The sequence below is a fragment of the Nocardia sputi genome, assembly GCF_023501985.1.
On the sequence record NZ_JAMFLC010000010.1, the window covers coordinates 190,272 to 214,197 of the forward strand.

Genomic DNA, 23,926 nt, shown 5'->3' on the forward strand with positions numbered 1-23,926 from the left:
TATCTGTGTCTAGATTTTCATACGCACACGGCGGCGAGCGCCCGATGGACTGGCAGCCTCGATTGGACAACGTGTGCATAACGGCAGGTGTGGGGCGCTAACGGCGCGGAAATCCAGTTCGACAACTGGGCAGGAAGTGCTTGACCAGGTACCTCGTCGAGGAGGGTGCCATGTCCACGACCATCGCCCGCCGCGCCGCCGATTACAACGGCCACCGAGTGACGGTGTCGGCCCAGGACGGTGTCCCCCTCGCGGTCCACGTCTTCGGCGCCGAGGCCGCCACCGCGACCGTCGTCTTCGTCCATGGTCACTGCTTGCGCGCGGAATCCTGGTCCTACCTGCGCGACCGGCTGCTCGGACAGTGGGGAGACGACACCAGGATGGTGTTCTACGACCACCGCGGCCACGGCGAATCCGGGGTGGCGCATCCCTCGACCTACACCATCGAGCAGCTGGGCCACGACCTGGACACCGTGTTGCGGACGGTCGCGCCGACCGGGCCGGTGATCCTGGTCGGCCACTCGATGGGCGCGATGGTCTTGCTCGCTTACGCCCGGCTCCACCCGGAGGCGATCGGCACGCGCATAGTCGGCGTGGGCCTGCTCGCGGCCGCGGCCAACGGGATCACCGAGGTGGGGCTGGCGCGCCTGCTGAACCGGCGAGCGGTGAACTCGCTGCTAGCGGCCGTCACCCGCGCACCGAGGGTCCTGCAGGCATCGAAGCTCCTGACCCGCCGCCTGTTCGCGCCGCTCATGCGCGAGGCCGACTTCGGCGCCAGGAAGGTGAACCCCCGGATCGCCGCACTTGCCACCGCGATGATGAACGACACGCCGCTGCTGACCATGGCGGGCTTCCTGCACTCGCTGATCACCTTCGACGAGACGGCTACCCTGCACCGGCTCGGCGCGATCCCCGCGCTGGTGCTGGCGGGCTCGACGGACATCATCTTCCCGTTCGCGCACTCGGTGGCACTGGCTTCCCAGCTGGCCGGTTCCGAGCTGGTGCGCCTGGAAGGCGCCGGGCACAGCGTGATGCTCGAGCGGGCCGAAGAGGTCGCGCTGTCCATCGCGGGACTCGTAGAACGCGCCTTCGCCGCGGCTCGCTCCTGCACCGAGTACGCCGCCACCGGCTGACCTTCGCCAACCCAGCGGCTATCAGCGAGTTCCGACCTTGCACGAGCCAGGAACGAATTCTTTCGGTACTGTGTTGTAGATCACGTTGTGTGGTGGGTCACACGACTCGGTGACGTGCGGTTCAAGGCAGACGGAAACCGCGCATCACAGCCCCGAGTTCGTATGTCCGCCAGTCAATACAGGAGGTATCGATGACACGCAGCGAATTCGCGGAACTACGCTACGCGGTCGGCCAGCTCCGGCAATCCGTCACCGCGCTGCGTACGCAGTACGGTGACGCCAGCACGGTGCGCCGGTTGGAGAACGACCTCGAGCGCCTCGTCATCGACGCCGACGAACTCGAGCAGTCACCGCCCCCGGAGGTGCACCGCCGCCCTCAGGACGTCATCTACGTGCCGGACAGCAAGTCCGACGAGGCCGCCTGGATGGGGGCGCAGGACGAAGGCCTCGGCTTCCACTCCCGGCCGCGGACGAAGTAACCGGGATGGGCGGCGGGGCCGCCCATCCGCGATGTGTTCGGGCCGGTGTCTGCCGTGACGGCGCACCGGCCGCTCCCTGAGGAACCCAGCGGCCGGACCGCCGGTATTCGCAGGCGCGCCGCCTGCGGTGATGCCTGGAAGCAGCCACGGTCTCCACAGGAGTCTGTACGCACCCGGCGACGTCGTCACGGTGGGCCGGACCGGCCGCACCCGATCGGATGTCCGAACTCGACCATCGCACCGTTCGCATCGAGCACGGCTCGAGTTTCATGGCGCCTGTGCCGCCGCCTCCGCTGAGCAGTTTTCTCCTGAGTTCGATCGAATACCGGTAAGCGAATCTCCTGCTATCGGCTATTTCGCACGCCGGCGCAGACCTGCGCCGCGCCACCGGAACCAAATCCGGCTGCGGCCCAGCCGTCAGGAAGCCCACCGGGACGAGCCCGAGTTCCGCTACCCCTTCACGCCGACCCCGAACCGAGCTTGCACCGTCGTCCCTGGTACCGGGCCGCGATCGCGCCCACTTCTCGTTCCTGGCGACTCGGCAAGCAGCTTCCGCGGGGCTGTTGGAATGGCAATCTACGGACCCCGCTTTCGTCCGATCAGACCTACTTCGAACTCGTTCCGCTCGGGCCGAGTTCGAAAAGTCCGGTTAGCTCCCTACCGGGCGCAAGCAATCAGGAGCCACCCCGAATGTGGCGCAAATCATACGGTTGACAGCGGGGCGGGTTTGTGGAGACCCCGCTCGATCAATAGCGGACGTGTCGTATGGTGCTCAGCATCACATTCGATTGCGGAGGTAACGATGACCACCCGCACACAAGATCAGCGAGGCATCCACCAGTGAGTGCCGCACCGACCGCCGCCCCGGAAGCGGGCACCGGCGTATTCAGCAGAACAAGGGCCCGAATCTCGGAACGCACGTTGCGCACCGACCGATGGTGGATCCCCCCACTGGTCACGGTGCTCGGACTAGGTGCGTTCCTTGTCTACGGTTTGATCAGATCGTATGTGCGCACGGCATATTGGGTTCCGGAATACCACTACCTGACGCCCTTCTACTCGCCGTGCCTGAGCACCTCCTGCGTGGAGGGTTCGAGTCATTTCGGGACGCCGTTCGGTGAGCTGCCCGCGATTCTGCCGCTCGGCTTCGTGGTGCTGCCCTTCCTGCTCGGCTTCCGCCTGACCTGCTACTACTACCGCAAGGCCTACTACCGGTCGGTGTGGTTCTCCCCGCCCGCCTGCGCGGTGGCCGAGCCGCACGCGAAGTACACCGGCGAGACCAGGCTGCCGCTGATCGTCCAGAACGCGCACCGCTACTTCTTCTATGTGGCCGTGCTGGTTTCGGTGATCAACACCTACGACGCCATCGCCGCTTTCCACGGCAAGTCCGGCGGTTTCGGTTTCGGTCTCGGCAATATCGTGCTGCTCGGCAACGTCATCCTGTTGTGGGGGTACACGCTGTCGTGCCACTCGTGCAGGCACATCGCGGGTGGACGGCTCAAGCACTTCTCCGCGCACCCGGTGCGCTACTGGTTCTGGACTCAGGTCTCCAAGCTGAACACCCGGCACATGACGCTGGCCTGGACCACCCTCGGCACGCTCGTGCTGACCGACTTCTACGTCATGTTGGTTGCCAGCAAGACGATTTCGGACCTGCGGTTCATCGACTGACCGCCTCACTGAGGAGTTTCTCTGCATGGCAGAAGTGGAACGGCACAAATACGACGTCGTCGTGATCGGAGCGGGCGGCGCCGGATTGCGAGCGGTCATCGAAGCCAGGGAGCACGGGCTGTCCGTCGCGGTGGTGTGCAAGTCACTGTTCGGCAAGGCCCACACCGTGATGGCCGAAGGCGGCTGTGCGGCGGCGATGGGCAACGTCAACGAGAAAGACAATTGGCAGGTCCATTTCCGGGACACGATGCGCGGCGGCAAGTTCCTGAACAACTGGCGCATGGCCGAATTGCATGCCCAGGAAGCGCCCGATCGGGTGTGGGAGCTGGAAACCTATGGGGCCCTGTTCGATCGGACTCCGGACGGTCGCATCAGCCAGCGCAATTTCGGTGGCCACACCTACCCGCGCCTCGCGCACGTCGGCGACCGGACCGGTCTCGAGATCATCCGCACCATGCAGCAGAAGATCGTCTCGCTGCAGCAGGAGGATTTCGCCGAGACGGGTGACTACGAAAAGCGCATCAAGGTGTTCGCCGAATGCACCATCACCGAACTGCTCAAGGACGGCGACCGCATCGCCGGCGCCTTCGGCTATTGGCGGGAATCCGGCCGCTTCATCTTGTTCGAGTCTCCCGCGGTGGTGCTGGCGACCGGCGGCATCGGCAAGTCGTACAAGGTGACCTCGAACTCCTGGGAGTACACCGGCGACGGGCACGCGCTGGCGCTGCGCGCGGGCGCGACCCTGATCAACATGGAGTTCCTCCAGTTCCACCCGACCGGCATGGTCTGGCCGCCCAGCGTGAAGGGAATCCTCGTCACCGAGGGCGTGCGCGGCGACGGCGGGGTGCTGAAGAACACCGAGGGCAAGCGGTTCATGTTCGACTACATTCCGCCGGTCTTCAAGGGCCAGTACGCCGAGACCGAGGAAGAGGCCGACCAGTGGCTGCGCGACAACGACTCCGCGCGCCGCACGCCGGATCTGCTGCCGCGTGACGAGGTCGCGCGCGCCATCAACGAAGAGGTCAAGGCCGGGCGCGGCACCGAGCACGGCGGCGTGTTCCTCGACATCGCCTCCCGCATGCCCGCCGAGGAGATCGTGCGGCGGCTTCCCTCGATGCACCATCAGTTCAAAGAGCTCGCGGACGTGGACATCACCAAAGAGCCGATGGAGGTCGGTCCGACCTGCCACTACGTGATGGGCGGGATCGAAGTCGAGCCGGACACCGGTGCGGCCACGGTGCCAGGACTGTTCGCCGCGGGGGAGTGTTCCGGCGGCATGCACGGCTCCAATCGTCTGGGTGGCAACTCGCTGTCCGACCTGCTGGTGTTCGGCCGCAGGGCCGGACTCGGCGCCGCCGCCTATGTGGAACAGCTCGGCGAGCGGCCGTCGGTCTCGGATGACGACGTCGCCGAAGCCGCGAAGGCCGCCGTAGCGCCGTTCGATCCCCCCGCCGACGGCAACGGTGAGAACCCCTACACATTGCACACCGATTTGCAGCAGACGATGAACGACCTGGTCGGCATCATCCGCAAGGAGCATGAGGTGCGGGAGGCCATCGACAAGCTCGCCGAGCTGCGCGCCCGGTTCCGTCACGTGACCGTGGAGGGCCATCGCCAGTTCAATCCAGGCTGGCACCTGGCGCTCGACCTGCAGAACATGCTGCTGGTCAGCGAATGCGTGGCACACGCGGCGCTGCTGCGGACGGAGAGCCGTGGCGGGCACACCCGGGACGACCACCCGTCGATGGATCCGACCTGGCGCAACCAGTTGCTGGTCTGCGCGGTGGAACCGAACACGGCCGGTGAACCGATCCCCGAGGTCACCGTCACGCGCAAGGAACAGCCCCCGATGCGATCGGACCTGCTCGCCCTTTTCGATCTCGGCGAGCTCGAAAAGTACTACACACCGGATGAACTCGCCGGGCACCCGGCCGCGGCCGGGCATTCGACGGAGCGAGAGGCGTAACAATGGGTTACGACGCCAAATTCCGCGTATGGCGCGGCGATCTCGACGGCGGAGAACTGCACGATTTCACCGTTCTGGTGAACGAGGGCGAGGTGGTGCTCGACATCATCCACCGGCTACAGGCCACGCAAGCGCCCGACCTGGCCGTGCGCTGGAACTGTAAGGCGGGCAAGTGCGGTTCGTGTTCGGCCGAGGTGAACGGCCGGCCGCGTCTGCTGTGCATGACGCGGATGTCCACCTTCACCCAGGACGAAGTGATCACGGTGACGCCGATGCGTACCTTCCCCGTGATCAAGGACCTCGTGACGGATGTGTCGTTCAATTACGAAAAGGCGCGGGAGATACCGGCTTTCACGCCGCCCGCCGATCTGAAACCGGGTGACTACCGGATGAAGCAGATCGATGTGGAGCGTTCCCAGGAATTCCGCAAATGCATCGAATGCTTCCTGTGCCAGGACACCTGTCACGTGGTGCGGGACCACGAGGAGAACAAGCAAGCCTTCGCGGGACCGCGCTATCTGATGCGGATCACCGAATTGGAGATGCATCCGCTGGACGTCGGCGACCGCACCGACCTTGCGCAGGATGAGCACGGTCTCGGCCTGTGCAATATCACCAAGTGCTGTACCGAGGTCTGCCCGGAACACATCAAGATCACCGACAACGCGTTGATCCCGATGAAGGAGCGGGTGGCCGATCGGAAATACGACCCGCTGGTGTGGCTGGGCAACAAGCTGTTCCGCCGCTAGACCGCCGAGGACGACCGGCCGGGAGATTCCCGGCCGGTCGGCGCACCCTTACAGAGTTGCCACTACACCGAGGGCGACGATCCACACCAGCAAGCCGACGAACAGAGCCGACAGCAACGAGTTGGTGAGGACGAAGACTCCGACCGCCGACACCGCGAACAACAGTGCGACGATCAGCCATTCCACCCAATCGCCAGGCCGCAATTTCTTGTACCGGGAATGGGAGCTTTTGAGCCCTCGGTCCACGCATAAAGAAATACCCGTGCTCGGCCTCGGCAAACGCCTTTTCGTTGCCGAAAAAGTGTCGTTTCGTGATCCTCGGACGCCTTCGTGCCCTACTGCGGCCGGTCGAACTCACCGTCGTGCACACCAGCCGTGAACGCGGCCCACTCCCCGGGCGTGAAGATCAGCACCGGCCCGTCGGGGTCCTTCCCGTTGCGTAGACCCACGTGTCCGTCGGCGAGCAGCGCCACCTCCACGCTGTCGTTCCCCTCGCCTTCCCCCGCCCTCCGCCACGTGGCGCCGGTCAGGTCTATGTTCGCGTTCCCCTGAATGCTCACGAATTGCACTCCTTCGCTGTCTGCCGTGGCAGACGTGTACGGACCGAGAACCCAGCACTCCTGCTGGACGCACTCACGCGCGCCCGATAGTACCGCCGCTGACCGGCACTGTCGGGCGAAAATCCGGCCGCATGAATCGGCCGGTACGTCGAGCGGCAACGATGATTCCGTTCGATGATTTCAGCGGCACCGCCGGCTCAGCGGCGGCGCGACGGCGGCCCTGCCCAAGCGCGAATGGCCGCGACCACAACTCGGCCGGAGGGACGAAACCTGTTTCGCGGCGGGATGATCCAGCAGCGGATCGCGCCGACCGACGCGGTCGGCGACGGCAACGCGATCGTCGATCCGGTGCGGGATACCGACACGTTCAGCCGGAACAGCTCCGCGAACAGCCGCGTATCGCTCTCGGGCAAGTCCGGGGCGATCAGGAAAGTCCATCGATTCGAGCGAGGGTGCGCCAGGATCGGGCCCAGCCGGACGCGTGTGCTCTGCATGTGCGCCTTGACCGCCTGTCCGAGGCTGCTCGGCATGGTCAACGCCCATACCGATCCGGCACGCATCACGATCCGCCCTAGTTCGGGCGGGTCGACCACGGCGGGCAGATCACATTCGCGCCGATAGAACTGACATCTGGACCGTGGTGTATCCCTGAGCGAGCTCTGTTCCACTGACAACCCCCTGCAGTTGTGTGGTTCGCCATTTAGGTGCGCGCCATACCGGAGCCCCTACGTTCCGACAGTGGCTCCCGCTCGCGTACCGATGAGAATGCGGCGATGACCGAGTGTGGCGCGACTACCTCTAGTTTCGCGTCGCGCCGACCGGGATCGACTGATAAAGAATGGGCAAAAATGGGAAAAATAGCGGTGGCACGGTGCGCATGTGAATGATGGGGACTCAGTGCCTGCTGTGATCCGTCAGCGCGGTGCGCGGACCGAACTTGGGTTTGTGAAAGTGGCCGCTGATTTCCAGCAGGCGGATCGCCCGATAACGGTGCGGACGAAGTGGTTCCAGATACTCGACCATCGCGTCGTCATCGAGCGGTCGGCCGAGCAGGGTCCAACCGACGGCGGCGGCCAGGTGGTAATCGCCGACCGACAACGCGTCCGCGTCGCCGAAAGCCCGCTGTGCGATCTCCGCGGCAGTCCACACCCCGATACCGGGGACAGTGCGCAGCATGCGGGCCGCCTCCGCGGGATCGACCCGCGCCGCGCGCTCCAACGACTCGGCGATCCGAGCCGCACGCACGATGGTCTGTGCGCGCTGCGGTCCGACATTGGCCCGGTGGTAGACCCAGGAAGGAATCCGCCGCCAAGTATCGGCGTCCGGCGGCAGCCGCATTCCTTCCGGAGCGGGACCCGGCGCGGGTTCGCCGTACTGCCGCACCAGCTTGCGCCACGACGCCCGCGCTGAGATGGTGTGCACCTTTTGTTCCAGCACGGCGGGCACCAAGGCTTCGAACACCAGTCCCGTGCGCAACATGCGCAGGCCGGGGAAGCGGTGACAAGCATCGACGAGCTTCGGATGATCCGGGAGGAACGCCGAGACGTCCTCGTCCAGACAGAGCATGTGCTCGAGACCATCGAGGAATTCCGCCGCGCCCGGCCCCCAGGCGCGGGCCTGCACCGTGCACGGACCGGACTGGGTCAATCGGTAGGTTACCGGCCCGGTCGGCAGGCGGGAGGCGTGCCAGTGCGCGCCGTCGCCGGTCACCCGGTGGCACGGATCGCCGGTGCCGCGGCCGAGTGGAGCGACGGTGGACGCCAGATCGATCGGCCGATCCGTGATCACGGTCCGGCTCGCTCCCGGCTCGACCGTCAGGTTGCGCACCGCATCATTCTGCCCGGTGCGGCGCGCGGTGCCGCGTCCCCCTCCACCCGGGCGACACGGATTATTATCCGAGACACACCATAAGCCTTTTCATACCGCTTGCGCATAATCACAGTTGCCTGAATCGGATGTAACGGTATGGGATTCACCGCGATATTGATCTCGATCGGCAAATAGCTGGCTGTAGCCATGACGGAGGTTCTCTGATGATCACCAATGTGCTCAACTGGTTGCTCAACGCCTGGGGTGGGCTTTTCGCGGGCAGCTCGGGTTACCAGATTCCGCCGGGCACCCTGCCGTTCGGCAGCTGAACCATGCGGCGCGCCCGCTCGAGTTCTCGGCGGGCGCGCGAAATGGTCACTTACCCCAGAGGAACTGCGCGATATGGCGTGCGTTTCGCCCTGCTAGGGCAGCGGCTTGGGTACGACAGGAGAAGCCGTCGGCGAGGAAGATCGCGTCCTCGCCCGCGGCGCGCAGGGCGGGCAGCATGCCGTTCTCCGCTATCGCCATTGAAATGTCGTAATGGCCGGCCTGCATTCCGAAGTTTCCCGCCAGACCGCAGCATCCAGTGATTTCCGTCACTCGAAGGCCCATACCGGCTAAAAGTCGGCGATCGGCATCGAATCCGAAAATCGCGTGCTGGTGACAATGCGGCTGAATCACCACCGACTGTCCGGTTCGCGTCGGCGGCCGCCAAGTCGGCTGTTCGGTGAGGAACTCCGCGAGGGTGCGCACGGCGGCGGCGGTCCGGGCCGATCTCGGGTCTTCCGGCAACAGTTCCGTCAGGTCCGCGCGCAGGACCGCGGTGCAGGACGGTTCCAGTCCCACGACCAGACCACCCGCCTCGACATGCTCCTCCAGCGCGGTCAACGTGGACCGTAACCGGGCACGTGCGCCCTCGAGCTGCCCCGTGCTGATCCAGGTGAGTCCGCAGCAGACACGGCGCTCGGGAATCCGGACGCGGTATCCGAGGGTGGTCAGCAACCGTGCCGCGGCCAGCGCGATCTCCGGATCGAACGCGTCGGTGAAGGAGTCGATCCAGAGCATCACCTCGCCCAAGCCGCTTCCGGCCCGCTCCTGGGGGGCATACGACGACTCGGCCAGCAAGGCGCCCTCGTCGAGATCGCGCCAGATCCGGCGGAACGTGCGCTGGGCCAGGCGTGGCACGTCACGGCGCGGGTCGATGCCCGCCACTCGCAAACCGGCTCGACGCAGCACGGCCCGGGCTGCCAGCGCGTTGACGACGCGCGGCATGCGACTCGCCGCGGACAACCAGCGCGGCAGCCAGCCCAGTGCGTAGTGATCGATGGGGCGCGGCCGACGGCGGTAGCGGCGATGCAGCGTCTCCGACTTGTAGGTGGCCATGTCCACGCCCGCCGGACAGTCCGATCGGCACGCCCGGCACGACAGGCAGAGATCGAGCGACTCGGCGACCGCCTCCGAAGACCAGGGCAGCGCGCCGCGCACCACCTCCTGCAGGACGCGGGCCCGCCCGCGCGTGCTGTCCTTCTCGTCCCGGGTGGCCAGGTAGGACGGGCACATGAAACCGCCGTCGGCGCGGCATTTTCCGACACCGACACAGCGATGGACCGCGACGCCCACATCGCCGTCGTCATCTCCGAACGCGTAACCGCTCGACGGCCGGACGCGCGGAAGTCCGGCCAGCCGCAGGTCGGCATCGTTCGGACGCGGCGCGACCAGCACACCTGGATTCAGGATGTCCTCGGGGTCGAACAGCCCCTTGTAGCCGGAGAAGACGTCGAGCACCGCCGGGGAGTACATCACCGAGAGCAACTCCGAGCGAGCCCGGCCGTCGCCGTGCTCGCCGGAGAGCGAACCGCCGTACCGGACCACCAGCTCCGCCGCGTCGAAGAGGAACGCACGGAATCGATTCGGCGCGTCGGCGATCGGAAGATCGAGGCGGACGTGGATGCAGCCGTCGCCGATGTGCCCGTACAGCAGCCCATCGACGCCGTGGTCGCGGGTCAGCGCGGCGAAATCACGCAGGTAGGCGCCCAGCCGCGCGGGTGGGACGGCCGCGTCTTCCCACCCCGGCCACGCCGGTCGCCCGTCGGGTGTGCGACCCGCGAGCCCCGCGCCGTCGGCTCGGATCCGCCAGAGCGCGGCCGCGGCCCCGGGGTCGGTGACGATCCGGGTGTCCACCGCCCCCGCCGTCCGGCACAGGCGCTGCGCGACGGCCAGCGCGTCGGCCGGTGACCGGCCCACGGTCTCCACGAAGAGCCAACCGCCGCCGCGCGGCAGGTCGGGAACCCGTCCGCCGTGCGCGCGGACCACGTCGACCAGCCGCGCATCGATGCCTTCGACCGCGATCGGCGCGCAGGCCAGCACGGCGGCGACGTCGTCGGCGGCGGTGGCGATGTCTGGGTAGCCGAGCACCGTGAGCACGGTGGCCGTGGGCAGCTCGACCAGCTCGACTGTCGCCTCCAGCAGCAGACCGCAGGTGCCCTCGCTCCCGACGAACGCCTTCGCCGCCGACGCGCCCCGTTCGGGCAGCAGGTGTTCCAAGCCGTATCCGGACGCCTGCCGGTCGAAGCGTCCGAGATCGGTGCGCAGCACGGCGAGATGCGCCCTGCTGAATTCCGCGAGACCCGGCACCGCGGACAGGTCGGCGGCCAGCCTGCGTTCGGCGCCGGTGCCGTCCAGGATGCGCAGCTCGCGCACGGTGTCGGAGGTGCGCCCCCACGCGACGGCGCGCGGGCCACAGGCATTGTTGCCGATCATGCCGCCCAAGGTGCAGCGATCCTGCGTCGAGGGATCCGGTCCGAAGCGCAGGCCGTGCGGCCGGGCCGCACGCTGCAATCGCGAAAGCACCACGCCCGGCTGCACGGTGGCGACATGCTCGACGGGATCGATCGCCACGATCCTGTTCATGTGCTTGCTGAAGTCGAGCACCAACCCGGAGCCGATCGCGTTGCCCGCCACCGAGGTTCCCGCGCCACGCGCGGTCACCGGTAAACCGTGGCCACGGGCGAATTCCAGCGTGAGCGCGATGTCCTCATCGGTCCGAGGGAAGACGATCGCGGCGGGGAGAACCCGGTAGTTCGACGCGTCCGAGGAGTACTCCGCCCGCCGGCGCTCGGACGTGTCGACCTCACCCGCGATCCTGCCGCGTAGTGCCGCCATCCGGTTCTCGGTCACTCCGCCAGCCTAGGTGGTGTCGGTTTTCCAGCGCCGCCCCAGCTCAGCTCGGCGTGGCTGGTCCCGTGGCGTTTCCACCGCCATATGGTCTCGTTCGGCATCCGCACCTCTGGTTCGGGCGGGCCGCTACTCGCGGTTTCATTGCCTCTCTGCCGCGGTGTGGCGTCGTCCGTATCGGGGCGTCGGCACGGCCGTTCGCGCGGCCCTCGCCCATGTGCCGGTCCTTCGAACGATCTCGGTTTCGCCCTCGGCGGAAACGCCCTGCGGGCGGAATCGACTTGAACTAAACCATTGTTGAGGTCTTAGTGTCGGTGGCCAGGTCTTTGATGGGGCGGGGAGCGAGAGGAAGAAGAACGTGAGCATCGAATCCGTGGCGTGGAGCCAGATGTACCGACGGGCGAACGCGCCGCAGGAACAGCGGCCGTTCCGCCTGGCCACCGCCAAGCGCATCATCCGGTTCGCCGCGCGGCACCAACGGAGGATCGGCGCGTTCCTCCTGCTCAGCGTCGTGTCCGCGGTGCTCGCCGTGGCGACGCCGGTGCTGGCGGGCCGGGTGGTCGACGCGATCGTCGGCGGCGACGCGCCACGGGTGGTCGTCCTGCTCGCCGCGATGATCGGCGTGCTCGCGGTGTTCGACGCCGGGCTCGGGCTGGCGATTCGATGGATGTCGGCGCGGATCGGTGAAGGGCTCATTCTCGATCTGCGCACCGCCGTGTTCGACCACGTGCAGAAGATGCCGGTCGCGTTCTTCACCCGGACCAGGACCGGTGCGCTGGTCAGCCGCCTGAACAACGACGTCATCGGCGCCCAGCGCGCGTTCAGCGACACCCTGTCCGGCGTGGTGGCCAACTTGGTGACCCTCGCGCTGACGCTCGCCGTGATGGTCAGCATCTCCTGGCAGATCACCGTGCTCGCGCTGGTGCTGCTCCCGGTGTTCGTGCTCCCCGCGCGCCGGATGGGCAACCGCCTGGCGGACATGCAGCGGGAAGCGGCCCGGTTGAACGCCTCGATGAGCACCCAGATGACCGAGCGTTTCTCCGCGCCGGGTGCGACGCTGGTCAAACTCTTCGGCCGTCCGGAGCAGGAGTCCTCGGAATTCGCACTGCGGGCGCGCCGGGTGCGCGACATCGGCGTGCGCACCGCGATGTTGCAGACCGTCTTCGTCACCTCGCTCACGCTGGTTTCCGCGCTGGCGATCGCGTTGGTGTACGGGCTCGGCGGCTGGTACGCGTTGCGCGGACAGTTGGACGCGGGCGCGGTCGTGTCGCTGTCGCTGCTGTTGACCAGGCTCTACTCGCCGCTGACCGCGCTGGCCAGCGCCCGCATGGAGATCATGTCCGCGCTGGTGAGCTTCGAGCGCGTCTTCGAAGTGCTCGACCTGAAACCGCTGATCGAGGACGCGCCGGGCGCGAAATCAGTTCCGGAGGGCCCGGTCGCGGTGGAATTGGACGCGGTGAGCTTCGGCTACCCGTCGGCCGACAAGGTGTCGCTGGCCTCGCTGGAGGACGTGGCGAACCTGGACACTCGCGGCGGGGTGGAGGTGCTGCACCAGGTATCGCTGCGGGCCGAACCCGGTCAGCTGATCGCACTGGTCGGCTCGTCCGGCGCGGGCAAATCCACCATCGCCCAGCTGGTCTCGCGGCTCTACGACGTCGAGGGCGGCGCGGTGCGGTTGAACGGCGCCGACGTGCGCGAGCTGACCAGCCGGTCGATCCGCGAAACGGTCGGGCTCGTCACTCAGGACGGGCACCTGTTCCACGACACCATCCGGGCCAACCTGCTGCTCGCGCGGCCCGAGGCCACCGAGGACGAACTCTGGGACGCGCTGGAACGCGCCCGCCTGCGAGAGCTGGTCGCTTCCTTGCCGGACGGGCTGGAGACCGTGGTCGGCGAGCGCGGCTACCGGCTCTCCGGCGGTGAGCGCCAGCGTCTGACCATCGCGCGCCTTCTGCTCAAGCAGCCGCGCGTGGTGATCCTGGACGAGGCGACCGCGTCGTTGGACTCGACCTCGGAAGCCGCCGTGCAGGAAGCGCTGTCCGAAGCGCTCGAGGGCAGGACCGCGCTGGTGATCGCACACCGGCTGTCGACGATCCGCGCCGCCGACCAGATCTTGGTGCTCGAGCAGGGACGGATCGTGGAGCGTGGCACGCACACCCAACTGCTGGCCGCCGACGGCCGCTACGCGGAGCTGTACCGCACCCAGTTCGCCGAGGAGCCCGTCACGGCCGCGGCCTGACCGCGGCTACCGGCTAGCTCGCAGTCTGGTCCGCGGTGCAGGTGGTGTCGGTGTCCGGCAGCACCCCCGCGCCGAAGTAGGTGTTGATCGCGTCGTTCACGCAACTGCTCAATTCGGGCCGGAACGTCATATGGATACGGACATCGCGCAGAGTGACCATGCGCGACTCGGACAGATGCTGATGCAGTCGAACCCCGTGGGCGTAAGGGGTGCGTGGATCTCCCGTCGCCTGCACGATGAGCGCGGGCACCGCGTTCCGGACCACCGTCGGAGGTTCGACCGGGCGAGGCCAGAAGGCGCACGGCTGGATGTTGCCCGCCAGCGCGCCGAACACCGGTTGCGTGGCCCGGTTCTCTTCGATGGTGCGCCAGTACCAGGTGGGATCGATCGGTGCGCCGACATCGCCGCAGGCGATCTGCGCCAGCACGGAGTTCTCGTTGTCCCGCAGCGCCTGCACAATGGCGCGCAACCGGGGCGTACGCGAGGTCGTCGGCGGGCCGCCCGCGGCATCGGCGATCTCACGCACCGTCGCGGCCAACGGCTCGTTCAACCGGAAGTTCGTCAGCAAGGCGTGCAGGATGAACGGAAGCCAGTGGTCATCGATCGCGAACCCATCGATGACGATCGGTTGCCGTGCGGCGATGCGCACCAGTTCCTCGACCTTCGCCCGCACCTGCTGCGCAGTCGCGCCGAGCCGGAACTCGTCGTCCCGGGCGGCGGCCCACACGGCCCAGTCGTCCAGCGCGATCTCGTCGGCGGGACCCCAGTCCTGCACCAAGCCGGTCCAGTACCGGTCCGGGTCGATCGCGCTGTCGAGCACGATTCGATCCGTGCGCTCGGGAAACATCTGCGTGAACACCGCGCCGAGGTAGGTGCCGTAGGACAAGCCGTAGAAGTTGACCTTCTGCTCGCCCAAGACGGCCCGGACGATGTCCATGTCGCGCGCCGTGTTGCGAGTGGTGAACTGCCGCACCAAATCCGGATCGCGGATGACGCAGCTCGCGGCCATGCCCGCGGACTGCACGGTGTCGTGCACAAAACCCAGCGGTTCCAAGCCGGCCGAGCGCACCATCTCGCCGACCGGCCACCCGCACCGGGGACTGCGGCTGGATTCGCCGACCCCGCGCGGGTCCATCCCGATCAGGTCATAACTCGCCAGCACATCCGGCGACAGCACGTCACCGAGCAGATCCACGCTGTCCAGGCCCGGCCCGCCAGGACCGCCGGGATTCGACAGCAGGACTCCCCGGCGCCGTGCCGGATCGCCCGCCTTCACCCGGGATATCGCCACGGTGATCGTGCGATCGCCAGGCCGCCCGTAGTCCAGCGGCACCAGAACTTCGGCGCACTCGCCACCAGCTTTGTCCAGATTCTCGACACCGCAAGGCTTCCACTCGGGCAGCTGACGATAGAACCGGTCCAGGCCGGCCGGGTACGGGTCGGCCACCGGCTCGGCCTGGGTGTAGGCGGGCACGGCCAGCAGCACGGACACCGCCGCTATCGAAATCGAACGCCAGAACGGCTTCGCGGGCAACAGACTTCGCCTCTCGACCGGAGCGAGCACGTGGGTGGATGCGGAAGAACCGTATCGGATCGGAGCCTTCGATGGTGGCACCCTTCCCACGCGCGGCGTCGCGCGAGGTGCGCGTCAGGTGGCCCGGCGTGCGTCGAGCCCGTCCAGCACCCGGTCCAGTCCGTAGCGGAACTTCCGCTCGCGCAACCGTTCTGGATCCTGGTTCCAGTTCTCCTGCGCGACTCGCGGAAACTCGCGCGCCGCCGCTTCGACTGCCGGTCGCAGCTCGGCCAGCCACTCCTTCTCCGTCTTCCCGCTGCGAGTCAGCATGCTCAGATACGCCGCCTCGGTGATGCCGATACCGACCACGTAGCTGATGACGGCGCCGATGCCGTCGCCCGCCTCCTCGGCGGGGAAGCCACCGGCTTCGAACAGCCCGACCATCCGGTCGTTGAGCCGCATAACGTTCGGGCCCAGATAGGACAGCCCGACCTGGCCCAGGGTCGAGGCCATCCACGGATGCCGCAGGATCATCGCGCGCAGGCTCGTTGCGCACTCCTGCGCCGCGGCGCGCCATCGCGCCGGGTCATCGATCCGTGGGACGTCGATCTCACCGTAGACCTCGTCGACCACCAGTTCGATCAGCTCGTCCCGATTGGCCACGTGGCGGTAGAGGGAGGTGGCGCCTGCGTTCAGGCGAGCGCCGAGCTGACGCATGCTCAGCGCCTCCATGCCCTCCGCGTCCAATAGCGCGACCGCTTCGGCCACGATCTGTTTCCTGGTCAGCGCCGGTTGCTCCCGGCCGCGCCGCGGGCGCGTCCACACCGATCCCACCGGCTGCTTCTCCGCGGGCATGACACTCCTTTCGTCCATCTCCAGCGTAGCGCACGGTGTTCGCGAATGCGTACAACGCTCGCCGGTGCCGATGCGGGACCGAACCCCGGCCCGTCAACCACCGAAATCCGGCTCGAACGGATCGAGCCGGGCCTCGTCACGGCGCGCGCCGCATGCGTCCGGTCCGGGTTCCGCGAGCGCTACCCGAGCCCGCCGAGCGCAGGCACACAGGTGACGATCAGAATTCGCCCGAGACGCCGAGAACGGTTCGGCCCCGGTGGCTGCCTTTCTGAATGGAGCGCAGCACCTTCTCCACCTCGGTGATCGGGGCGTGGTTCGCCAGGGTCGAAAGATGCTGAGGGCGCAAGTCCTTGCCGAGCTGGGACCATACTTCGCGACGGCGCTCGATCGGGAGGTTGACCGAATCGATGCCCTCCAGGGCGACGCCGCGCAGGATGAACGGCATCACCGTGGTGGGCAGCTCGGATCCGCCGGTGAGGCCGCTGGCCGCGACCACGCCGCCGTAGCCGATGGCGCTGAGAACGTAGGCGAGCGAGGCGCCGCCGACACTGTCCACGGCCGCGGCCCACCGCGCCTTCGTCAGGGGCCGCGGCTTGGCGCTCGGCTCCTCGGGCAGCCTTCCGATCACCTCGTTCGCGCCGATCTCACTGAGCAGGTCGCCCGCATCGGTCTTGCCGGTGGAAGCGATAACTTCGAAGCCGAGCCCGGAGAGGATGTCGATACTCACGCTGCCGACTCCACCCGTCGCGCCCGTGACCAGCACCGGGCCCGCGTCCGGGGTGAGACCGCGATCGAGCAGTGCCTGCACGCTGAGGGCCGCGGTGAAACCGGCGGTGCCGAGCGCGGCGGCGTCACGAAGGCTCAGATCCTCCAGCTTGACCACCCATTCGGCGGGCACCCTGGCGTATTCGGCGAAGCCGCCGTTGTGTGCAACGCCGATGTCGTATCCGTGCGCGATCACCGGGTCACCCGGGGCGAAATCGTCGTCGGCGGACTCGACCACTTCGCCCACGAGATCGATTCCGGGCACGATCGGGTAGTTGCGGACCACTCCGCCGCCCTTGGTGATCGCCAGAGCGTCCTTGTAGTTCGCGCTCGAGTAGTGCACTTTGATCGTCACGTCGCCCGGCCCGAGGAAATCCTCGCCGACCTGCTGCCGGGTCAGGACGATCCCGCTATCCGATTCGTGTGCCACCATCGCCCAGAACTCCATGCGGACGAGCATACGAGTGTCCGGACGGGTCCGGGAGCTACTGCGGCACGAGTTCCAGCCGGACGCCGAGCAGACGAACCGGCCGGTCGAGGTCGAACCGGTCGACGATCCGCAGCGCGGTCTCGGCGATCCGCGCGACGTCGATGGTCGGTTCGGGGAGTTTCTCCTGTTTACTGCGGGTATAGAAGGTGTTGGTGCGCACCGTCACGGAAACACGGGTGCCGATCCGGCCTGCCGCGGCCATCTCCTCGGCGACCTCGGTGGCCAGTCGCGCGACTTGGGCGCGGATCTCGCCGGGATCGGTCAGATCGTGCGGGAAGGTCTCGGATTTGCTGCGACCTACGGGGATTCGCGGTTCGGTGGTGACATCCGTATCGCCCTTGCCGTGGCCGAGCACCCGGAGATACGGCCCGGTGTTCGGCCCGAACTCCGCGGCGAGACGATGCCGGTCGGCCGCCATCAGGTCGCCGACGGTTCGGATGCCGAGGTCGGCGAGACGCGCGGCGATTCGGTCGCCGATACCCCACAGCGCGTTCGTCGGGCGATGGGCCATCACTTCGGTCCAGTTCGCCGCGGTGAGCCGGAAGACGCCCGTGGCGGCGCCCGCGCCGGCCACGGGCTCGGCCGAGGACTTGCCCGCCGATTTGGCGAAACCGGTCGCGAGCTTGGCGGTGAGCTTGTTGTCACCGATGCCGATGGAGCAGGTCAGTTCCAGTCCGGCGATGGCGGCGCGCACCTGGTGCGCGAGGGCCTCAGGGTCGTCGGTGTCGGCGGCGAGGAACGCCTCGTCCCAGCCCCACACCTCGACCCGCCCGGGAAACGTCCGCAGCAGCGCCATGACCTCGTCGGAGGCGTCCTCGTAGGCGGTCATGTCCAAGGGAAGGAAGACGCCGTCGGGGCACTTGCGCTGGGCGCTGCGCAACGGCATCCCGGCCCGCACGCCGAACGCGCGCGCCGGATAGGACGCGCAGGTCACCACCTTGCGCGCCTCGGTGGGATCGCCGTGGCCGCCGACGATGACCGGCAGTCCCCGCAGTTCCGGATGACGGCGGAATTCCACCGCCGCCTGGAACTGGTCGAGATCGACGTGCAACAGCCATCTGGCCACATGCCGTTCTTACCGCAGTGCTGCGACACCATGCGTAATTCCAGTGCGAATCGGCGGCCGACCGGCGTTTCCACCGCGCCGCGAGCGTGCGTGTGTCCCGCGGACACCTCGCTGGACCGTTCCCAGGGTGCCGGACCCGCCATCAGGGTGCGAACTGCCCGCCGCTGCCAGGCAGATCCGCCGATGTTCGCCCGGCAGTCCCATGCCGTCGAGGAAGCACGTCTCGCCATGCGCATTGCGCTGCCCGAGAAACAGAATTAAATTCGGTATATGAAGATTCGAGATCGGTTGCTGCTGGCGGCCGAGCGCCAGTTCGCCGAGCACGGTGCGCTCGACGCGACGCTGACGCAGATCCGGGACGCGGCGGGCGCCAGCGTGGGGGCGCTCTACCACCACTTCCCGGACAAGGCCGACCTCTACCGGCAGGTGTGGGCCAACGCGCTGACGGACTACCAGAAGCATTTCTGGGCGGTAGTGGGCGACAGCACCGACGCGCGTGCGGGCGTCACCTCCGGCGTGCGCGAGCACTTGCGGTGGGTGAGCGAGAACCAGTACCGGGCCACGGTGCTCACCTCCGCCCGTCCGCCAGGAGTGCGCGAGAGCGAGAGCAATCGCCGCTTCTTGTCCGATGTGACGCGCTGGTGGCGCACGCACGCCGGATACGGGGTGGTGCGTGATCTGCCGGTCGATCTGGTCTACGCGCTGTGGCTGGGCCCCGCGCAGGAATACACGCGGCAGTGGCTGGGCGGCGAGATGCGCATCGCCCCGGCCGAAGTCGCGGGCGAACTCGCCGACGCCGCATGGCTCGCCCTCGCCGCCGATCGCACCCGAGCCGCGCAAGAGGTATCCCGATGACAACAGCCATGAGCCTCGACAGCGCCAGGAAAGTGCTGGCCGCACAGCCTTTTGCCGACCTGGTCGGCACCGAGATCACCGCCTTCGGCGACGGAGCCGCCACCCTGATCATCCCGTTGCGCCGCGAACTGACCCAGCAGTTCGGCTACGTGCACGGCGGCGTGCTCGCCTACGCCGCCGACAACGCCCTCACCTTCGCCGCGGGGACGGTTCTCGGCGCGAACGTGCTCACCGGCGGTTTCACCATCACCTACCTGCGACCGGGCGCGGGCACTCGGTTGCGCGCCGAGGCATCCGTCACCGGGTCGACGCGCCGCCAGGCGGTTGCCCACTGCCGGATCTACGCGGAGAGCGCCGACCGTGAACCGATCCTGTGCGCGGTGGCACAAGGCACCACCCGGCTCGCGGAAAGCGACCTGACGAACTCCAACCCCGCCTGACTCGCCCCACGCGCGAATCGTCGTGGACCCAGTGCGCCCAGCTCGCGCGCCGTGCGGCAGACGAAAGGCCGGGCACGGAGCATTCTCCGTGCCCGGCCCTTCCAGCACAGGTCAGGCGGTTGCCGCGTAGGCAGGGCCCAAAGCCGATTCGGTGACCGGTTCGATGGCGTAGGCCAGGATGTCGGCCACGTCGGCGACGGGGCGGACATCCAGCGCGGCCAGCACTTCCGCCGGGACGTCGTCCAGATCCGGCTCGTTGCGCGCCGGGATGAAGACCGTCTTCAACCCCGCCCGCTGGGCGGCGAGCAGCTTCTGCTTCACGCCGCCGATCGGCAGCACCCGGCCGTTCAGCGTGACCTCACCGGTCATGCCGACATCCGATCGCACCTGACGACCCAGCGCCAGCGACACCAGAGCGGTGACCATCGTGACGCCCGCGGACGGCCCGTCCTTCGGCACCGCGCCCGCCGGGAAGTGGATGTGGATGTTGCGATCAAGCACCGACGGCTCGATCCCGATTTCCTCCAGGTGGGAGCGCACGTAGGTCAGCGCGATCTGCGCGGACTCCTTCATGACGTCGCCGAGCTGGCCGGTGAGCGTCAGGGAGCGCTCGCCCTCGGCGGCGTTCGCCTCGATGTAGAGGACGTCGCCGCCCGCGCCGGTGACGGCGAGGCCGGTGGCCACACCCGGGACGGCGGTGCGTTCCACCGAATCGGGGGTGAAGCGCGGACGACCCAGGTAGTCCTTCAAGTCGTCCAATCCGATCGTCAGTGCTTCCTCGACCGGCACCTCGTAGCCCAGTTCGGGGTCGTAACCCGCCGCAGCGGGAACACTCTCGCGCTCCGACAGCCGAGTGGCGGCCTTGCGCAACGCTTTCGCGATCAGCCGCTCCATCTGCCGGACCCCGGCCTCCCTGGTGTAGTTGGCCGCGATTTCCCGCAGCGCCTCCTCGCTGACCGTCACCTCGTCGGCGGTCAACGCGTTGCGCTCGAGCTGCCGCGGCACCAGGAAGTCGCGGGCGATGGCCACCTTGTCGTCCTCGGTGTAGCCATCGACGGTGATCAGCTCCATCCGGTCCAGCAGCGGGCCGGGGATGGTCTCCATCACGTTCGCCGTGGCGATGAACAGCACGTCGGACAGGTCCAGGTCCAGATCGAGGTAGTGATCGCGGAACGTATGGTTCTGCGCCGGGTCCAGCACCTCGAGCAGGGCGGCCGCCGGGTCGCCGCGGAAGTCCGAGCCGACCTTGTCGATCTCGTCCAGCAGGACGACCGGGTTCATCGAACCGGCTTCCTTCATGGCGCGGACGATGCGACCGGGCAGTGCGCCGACGTAGGTCCGGCGGTGGCCACGGATCTCGGCCTCGTCGCGTACGCCACCCAGAGCCACGCGGACGAACTTGCGGCCCAGCGCCCGCGCCACGGACTCACCCAGCGATGTCTTGCCGACGCCGGGCGGCCCGACCAGCACCAGCACCGCGCCGGAGCCGCGTCCGCCGACGACCTCCAAGCCCCGGGCCGCACGGCGAGCCCGGACGGCCAGGTACTCCACCATGCGGTCCTTGACCTCGTCCAGACCGTGGTGGTCGGCGTCCAGGACCGCGCGGGCGGCCGACACATCGGTGCTGTCGGTGGTCTTCACCGTCCACGGCAGCTCGAGCACCGTGTCCAGCCAAGTCCGGATCCAGCCGGATTCCGGACTCTGATCGCTGGCTCGCTCCAGCCTGCCGACCTCGCGCAGCGCCGCTTCGCGAACCGTGTCGGGTAGATCGGCCTGCTCGACGCGGGTGCGGTAATCGTCGGCGCCGTCCGGCTCGTCCTCACCGAGTTCCTTGCGGATGGCGTTGAGCTGCTGGCGCAGCAGGAATTCGCGCTGGCTCTTCTCCATGCCCTCGCGCACGTCTTCGCTGATCTTCTCGCTGATCTCGGCCTCGGCGATGTGCGCTTTGGTCCACTCGATCAGGGTGGCGAGCCGCTTGGCCACCTCGGGGGTCTCGAGCAGTTCACGCTTCTGCTCGGAAGTGAGGTACGTGGCGTAACCCGCGGTGTCGGCGATGGCCGACGGATCGGTCAATTGATTGACCGCATCGATGATCTGCCACGCCTCGCGGCGCTGCAGCACCGAGACGACCAGCTTCTTGTATTCGGCGGCCAGTTCCTTGGTGCGGCCGTCCAGGGCTGAAGTCTCGACCGGCTCCGCCTCGACCCACAAGGCCGCGCCGGGGCCGGTGACCCCGTGCCCGATCTTTGCGCGCCGTTCGGCCTTGAGGACGGCCGCCGGAGCACCACCGCGCATCCGGCCGACCTGTTCGATGGTGGCGACCACACCGTAGGTGGCGTAGCCCTCGTTCAGGCGCGGCGCGAGCAGCACGGCGTCGGTCCCGGCGGCGCGCGCGGCATCGATCGCGGCCTGCGCCGATTCGTCCAGTTCGATGGGCACGACCATGCCCGGCAGCACGATCGGATCGGTCAGGAACAGCACCGGCAGGTTCTGTGGTGTAGTCACGTCTTCGACCCTTCCAAAAGTTGAGCGATGCCTACTCAACCCGCGATGGTTCGGGTTTGTTCCGTCCACGACCGAACGTTCGCCGACGGCGAATTCCCCACTCGGAACTGTGACGCGCGCCACGGACGCGGACACCGAGCCTCTTCGGATCCTCGCCCCGCCATTCGACTTCCGATTCGCCGGATACTCCTCGTTGACACCCCGTCCAAGGCAATGAGAACGTGGGGGCCTTGATATCTCATACCGGCGGTACCGCCGGATCGGCTTAGGGAGTCCTATCCATGTCGTCGCTCGCCGCTGGCGTGTTCATCGACTGGGAAGGATTGACCGGGCAGCCGAAATTCGTGGTCGACCTGATCACGTTCCCGATCTTCAGCGCGCTGGCCGGTTGGCTGACCAACTGGACCGGCGTGCTGATGCTGTTCTGGCCGATCCGCTTCCGCGGCATCCGCATCCCGGGCCTGCACGTGCTCTATCCCTACTTCCCGCGCCGGGTCCAGGTGTTGCCCACCTTCTCCGGCGACGGCCGCCGCCTCGGATTCCAGGGCTTCATACCGGCGCGTGCGGAAAAGATGGCCAGCATCTGCGTGGACAAGGCGCTGATGCGGATCGGGAGCCCGAAGGACTTCATCCACGAACTCGACCTCGACGGCATCGCCGACTACGTCGCGGTGCTCGCGCGCCAGCAGGTGCGGCCGCTGGTCGACGAGCTGATGTACCGGGAGAACCCGGACCTGTGGCGCACGGTGCCGCGCGCCGCCAAACAGCTGATCTACCAGCGGGTGGATCGCGAACTGCCCGCGCTGTCACGCCGCGCTTTCGCCTCGCTCGGCGACAACGTCGACCAGCTCATCGATATCAAGAGCTTCGTGATCCGCTACCTCCAGCAGAACCCGGCCATCCTGAAGGACCTGACCACCACCATCGCGGCGCCCGAGCTGCGCTTCATGGTGCGCATCGGCTTGCTCGGCGCTCCCTTCGGCGTGCTGCTGGCCCTGTATCTGCATGTACACCAGCACATTCCGGTATTCGGCTGGGTTCCGGGCTGGGTGATCGTCCTGCTCGCCTCGGCGGCGATCGGTGTGATCGTCAACGTCATCGCGGTGAAGATGGTGTTCGAGCCCGGCGACCCGCAACCGAGGTACAAGTACCTGTGGAAGCAGGCGCTGCTGGCGAAACGACAGCCGCAGGCGGCGACCGATCTGGCCCATATCCTGGCCTACCAGGTGTTGACGCTGCCGAACCTGTCTGAGGAACTGCTGGAGGGCCCGAACGGGGACAAGACCAGGCAACTGCTGGAACGGTTGATCGCCGACGAGATCAATCGTCAACTCGGGCCGACCACCACACTGGTGCGGGCGGCTCTGGGTCGTCGCCAGTTCGACAACCTCACGGTGGGCGCGGCGGGCGCCGCGGTCGGTCTGGCTCCGACCCTGACCGAGGACGAAGAATTCAACCTGGAGCAGGCCAAGACCATCGATGAATTCGCGGCGCGCAAATTGCGAGACCTTACGCCGGGGGAGTTCATGGAGATGTTCTACGCGTCCGTGGAACAGGACGCCTGGCTGCTGTATCTGCACGGCGCGGTGCTCGGCCTCGTCGTCGGGGCGGCCCACCTGGTGGCTTTCGGCTGGTAGCGAGGCTCTTTGCGGGCAAG

19 protein-coding genes are annotated in these 23,926 nt (G+C 67.5%); 9 read left to right on the forward strand and 10 right to left on the reverse strand.

Going from position 1 to position 23,926, the window contains the following annotated elements; translation table 11 throughout:
* Positions 1 to 170 precede the first annotated feature (170 nt).
* From M8859_RS16565 to M8859_RS16585, 5 genes are all read left to right on the forward strand, one after another.
* Positions 171 to 1,133, forward strand: coding sequence for an alpha/beta fold hydrolase (locus M8859_RS16565; protein ID WP_195069901.1), 963 nt, complete (start codon positions 171 to 173; stop codon positions 1,131 to 1,133).
* Positions 1,134 to 1,324: 191 nt separating this feature from the next.
* Complete coding sequence (locus M8859_RS16570) at positions 1,325 to 1,612, forward strand: Rv0250c family protein (RefSeq protein ID WP_159923468.1); 288 nt, start codon at positions 1,325 to 1,327, stop codon at positions 1,610 to 1,612.
* A gap of 840 nt (positions 1,613 to 2,452) precedes the next feature.
* Positions 2,453 to 3,283 (forward strand): succinate dehydrogenase subunit SdhC, encoded by an 831-nt coding sequence (sdhC, locus tag M8859_RS16575; protein ID WP_159923470.1) that lies wholly within the window; start codon positions 2,453 to 2,455, stop codon positions 3,281 to 3,283.
* A 25-nt stretch (positions 3,284 to 3,308) separates the two neighbouring features.
* Positions 3,309 to 5,249, forward strand: a complete 1,941-nt coding sequence (locus M8859_RS16580; RefSeq protein ID WP_159923472.1) for a fumarate reductase/succinate dehydrogenase flavoprotein subunit — start codon at positions 3,309 to 3,311, stop codon at positions 5,247 to 5,249.
* A 2-nt stretch (positions 5,250 to 5,251) separates the two neighbouring features.
* The gene (locus M8859_RS16585; protein ID WP_159923474.1) at positions 5,252 to 5,998 is read left to right on the forward strand and encodes a succinate dehydrogenase/fumarate reductase iron-sulfur subunit; all 747 of its coding nucleotides are present in this window, start codon (positions 5,252 to 5,254) and stop codon (positions 5,996 to 5,998) included.
* A 48-nt stretch (positions 5,999 to 6,046) separates the two neighbouring features.
* Here the strand turns inward: M8859_RS16585 and M8859_RS16590 are convergent, their stop codons facing one another.
* From M8859_RS16590 to M8859_RS16610, 5 genes are all read right to left on the reverse strand, one after another.
* Positions 6,047 to 6,244, reverse strand: coding sequence for a hypothetical protein (locus tag M8859_RS16590; RefSeq protein ID WP_159923476.1), 198 nt, complete (start codon positions 6,242 to 6,244; stop codon positions 6,047 to 6,049).
* Positions 6,245 to 6,333: 89 nt separating this feature from the next.
* The gene (locus M8859_RS16595) at positions 6,334 to 6,558 is read right to left on the reverse strand and encodes a DUF397 domain-containing protein (protein ID WP_159923478.1); all 225 of its coding nucleotides are present in this window, start codon (positions 6,556 to 6,558) and stop codon (positions 6,334 to 6,336) included.
* A 197-nt stretch (positions 6,559 to 6,755) separates the two neighbouring features.
* A complete protein-coding gene (locus M8859_RS16600) occupies positions 6,756 to 7,151 on the reverse strand; it encodes a DNA-directed RNA polymerase subunit beta (protein WP_236565414.1) in 396 nt (131 codons plus the stop codon).
* Positions 7,152 to 7,452: 301 nt separating this feature from the next.
* Positions 7,453 to 8,385, reverse strand: a complete 933-nt coding sequence (locus tag M8859_RS16605) for a DNA-3-methyladenine glycosylase family protein (RefSeq protein WP_159923482.1) — start codon at positions 8,383 to 8,385, stop codon at positions 7,453 to 7,455.
* A 357-nt stretch (positions 8,386 to 8,742) separates the two neighbouring features.
* Positions 8,743 to 11,529, reverse strand: a complete 2,787-nt coding sequence (locus M8859_RS16610; RefSeq protein WP_159923638.1) for an FAD-binding and (Fe-S)-binding domain-containing protein — start codon at positions 11,527 to 11,529, stop codon at positions 8,743 to 8,745.
* A gap of 370 nt (positions 11,530 to 11,899) precedes the next feature.
* Between M8859_RS16610 and M8859_RS16615 the strand changes: the two genes are divergently transcribed.
* Positions 11,900 to 13,780: an ABC transporter ATP-binding protein gene (locus M8859_RS16615; RefSeq protein ID WP_159923484.1), complete on the forward strand. Its 1,881-nt coding sequence runs from the start codon at positions 11,900 to 11,902 to the stop codon at positions 13,778 to 13,780.
* Between the two features lie 13 nt (positions 13,781 to 13,793).
* On the opposite strand, the gene M8859_RS16620 is transcribed toward M8859_RS16615, so the two are convergent.
* The 4 genes from M8859_RS16620 to M8859_RS16635 all read right to left on the reverse strand — a co-directional run bounded on the left by M8859_RS16620 (position 13,794) and on the right by M8859_RS16635 (position 18,469).
* Positions 13,794 to 15,272: an alpha/beta fold hydrolase gene (locus M8859_RS16620; protein ID WP_159923486.1), complete on the reverse strand. Its 1,479-nt coding sequence runs from the start codon at positions 15,270 to 15,272 to the stop codon at positions 13,794 to 13,796.
* Between the two features lie 156 nt (positions 15,273 to 15,428).
* Complete coding sequence (locus M8859_RS16625) at positions 15,429 to 16,148, reverse strand: TetR/AcrR family transcriptional regulator (protein ID WP_159923488.1); 720 nt, start codon at positions 16,146 to 16,148, stop codon at positions 15,429 to 15,431.
* 217 nt (positions 16,149 to 16,365) lie between these two features.
* Positions 16,366 to 17,361, reverse strand: a complete 996-nt coding sequence (locus M8859_RS16630; protein WP_159923490.1) for an oxidoreductase — start codon at positions 17,359 to 17,361, stop codon at positions 16,366 to 16,368.
* A gap of 37 nt (positions 17,362 to 17,398) precedes the next feature.
* Positions 17,399 to 18,469 (reverse strand): DNA polymerase IV, encoded by a 1,071-nt coding sequence (locus M8859_RS16635; protein ID WP_223519632.1) that lies wholly within the window; start codon positions 18,467 to 18,469, stop codon positions 17,399 to 17,401.
* A gap of 270 nt (positions 18,470 to 18,739) precedes the next feature.
* Here M8859_RS16635 and M8859_RS16640 point away from each other — a divergent pair, with 270 nt between their 5' ends.
* Both M8859_RS16640 and M8859_RS16645 read left to right on the forward strand, forming a co-directional pair.
* Positions 18,740 to 19,324 (forward strand): TetR/AcrR family transcriptional regulator, encoded by a 585-nt coding sequence (locus M8859_RS16640; RefSeq protein ID WP_159923494.1) that lies wholly within the window; start codon positions 18,740 to 18,742, stop codon positions 19,322 to 19,324.
* A complete protein-coding gene (locus M8859_RS16645; protein WP_195069898.1) occupies positions 19,321 to 19,764 on the forward strand; it encodes a PaaI family thioesterase in 444 nt (147 codons plus the stop codon). Before M8859_RS16640 ends, M8859_RS16645 begins: the two co-directional genes overlap by 4 nt.
* A gap of 111 nt (positions 19,765 to 19,875) precedes the next feature.
* Here M8859_RS16645 and lon read toward each other — a convergent pair whose 3' ends face one another.
* Complete coding sequence (gene lon, locus M8859_RS16650; protein ID WP_249644508.1) at positions 19,876 to 22,209, reverse strand: endopeptidase La; 2,334 nt, start codon at positions 22,207 to 22,209, stop codon at positions 19,876 to 19,878.
* 341 nt (positions 22,210 to 22,550) lie between these two features.
* Between lon and M8859_RS16655 the strand changes: the two genes are divergently transcribed.
* Positions 22,551 to 23,906 (forward strand): DUF445 domain-containing protein, encoded by a 1,356-nt coding sequence (locus tag M8859_RS16655; protein WP_195069897.1) that lies wholly within the window; start codon positions 22,551 to 22,553, stop codon positions 23,904 to 23,906.
* Positions 23,907 to 23,926: the final 20 nt, after the last annotated feature.